Source organism: Actibacterium sp. 188UL27-1 (assembly GCF_016901225.1).
GTDB lineage: Bacteria > Pseudomonadota > Alphaproteobacteria > Rhodobacterales > Rhodobacteraceae > 188UL27-1.
The window spans coordinates 1-1,678 of sequence record NZ_JAFEUL010000049.1; the positions used below are offsets into that span (position 1 = coordinate 1).

The 1,678-nt window shown below is 52.7% G+C and carries 1 protein-coding gene and 1 pseudogene; one reads left to right on the forward strand and one right to left on the reverse strand.

The window, feature by feature from the left end; translation table 11 throughout:
* The first annotated feature begins 421 nt into the window (after positions 1 to 421).
* Positions 422 to 1,132: a pseudaminic acid cytidylyltransferase gene (gene pseF, locus IU397_RS23115; RefSeq protein WP_239480024.1), complete on the forward strand. Its 711-nt coding sequence runs from the start codon at positions 422 to 424 to the stop codon at positions 1,130 to 1,132.
* A gap of 76 nt (positions 1,133 to 1,208) precedes the next feature.
* Here the strand turns inward: pseF and IU397_RS23120 are convergent.
* Positions 1,209 to 1,517, reverse strand: a pseudogene (locus IU397_RS23120) (integrase core domain-containing protein); the annotation flags it as partial.
* Between the last annotated feature and the right edge of the window lie 161 nt (positions 1,518 to 1,678).

A 1,678-nucleotide genomic window follows, 5' to 3' on the forward strand; every position in this document is an offset into this window, starting at 1 on the left:
ACGGGCAACCCCCCGATCAGGCATATCTCAACCCGTCGAAACCAATCCCGGTGGCGGCATAAACGAGCGGAAAATCCACCTAAGAAACGGCTCCAAACTGTTCAAACGAACCGAACCACCTCTGACTGCGGAAGTATCTGTCTCGCTTCACTGAACCTACAGCGCTGACAAATTGACACCTAAGGTCGATTTGCCATCAACTCAATTCAGCGCCCCGCACGTGTTTCAGCTGCCGCAAGCCTGCCGAGATCTTCGAAACCAAGCTCATAGAAATCCAAAACAGACTGGAATAAACGACATATCACGGACTGTACGTCAGCGTGAGTCCATACAGTCTGTACCGCGCCTGACAGTCCTGCTTTGCAATTCAGACGATATTTCTGAATGGTGTTTGCAGCCGCGATTATCTTGGTGACCATTGATGCGAGAAGAAAATTTGAGCCTTTGTATCATCCCTGCGCGGGGCGGTAGCAAACGCATTCCGCGCAAGAATATCCGTGATTTTTGCGGTCAGCCCATGATTGCCTGGTCAATCGACGCCGCGCTTAAGAGCGGTGTGTTTGATCAGGTGATCGTTACCACCGATGATGCCGAAATTGCCGATGTCGCCCGCTCTGCTGGTGCTGAAGTGCCGTTCAAGCGCCCGTCCGACCTGTCGGATGACTTCACCACCACCCAACCCGTGATTGCCCATGCCATTCAAGCTATGGGCTGTACCGCGACAAGCGATTTACCCGTCTGCTGTCTATACGCCACCGCTCCATTTGTGCGACCCACAGATCTGAGTGGTGCGCTCGCACAATTTGCAAACAGCGAAGCCAAAGCGCTCGTGATGGCAATCACCAGCTTTGCATTCCCGATTCAGCGTGCCTTGCGTAGAGATGTGGATGGGCAACTCTCGATGGTTCAATCCGAATACTTGAGCACTCGGTCGCAGGATCTCGAAGATTTTTGGCACGATGCGGGCCAGTTTTACATCACAAGCTCGAACCGTTGGTGCAATGACGAACTTCTACTCAATGGGCCATCGTACGGGATCGAATTGCCACGCCAACGCGTGCAGGATATCGACACAGAGGAAGACTGGCAGATGGCAGAATTGCTGTTTCGCGCTCAAACGTTGGATCACTGATCTCACGAAAGCCGCGTTCGCCCGCGATGATAAGTGTTGCCTGCCGAGATAAGGATACTTGAACAAACACGAATGACTAGTTGTTCAGTCCCGGCATCTGGTGGATCGGATTTAGGATGAATGGCTCTGGCTCAGATGTCCAGATTTTGCAGATGTATTCATAGGGTGTGAGGCCGCTGAGCGTTTTGAGACGGCGTGCAAAATTGTAGGCATTCAGGAAGTCAGTGAGGTGGCTTCGAAGCTGATCGTGGTTGTCGTAGTGGTACCGTTTCACTGTCGCGTCTTTGATTGTCCGGTTCATCCGCTCGACCTGGCCATTGGTCCATGGATGGTTCGGTTTGGTCAGGCGGTGTTCGATCTCATTTGCCTCGCAGATCATGTCGAAGCGCATAGGCCGAGAACAGACTGTGTTACGGTTCCGAGGTGTCCATCGTCGGGTTTTTTGGCACCAAATGCGGCTCAAGCTAAGAGAGAGTTTGGCTCATCTGGTTGGTTTGATTATGCGGCGTGCTGGCGGTGATGCAAGCGGCGCATTTCGAGCGTCTT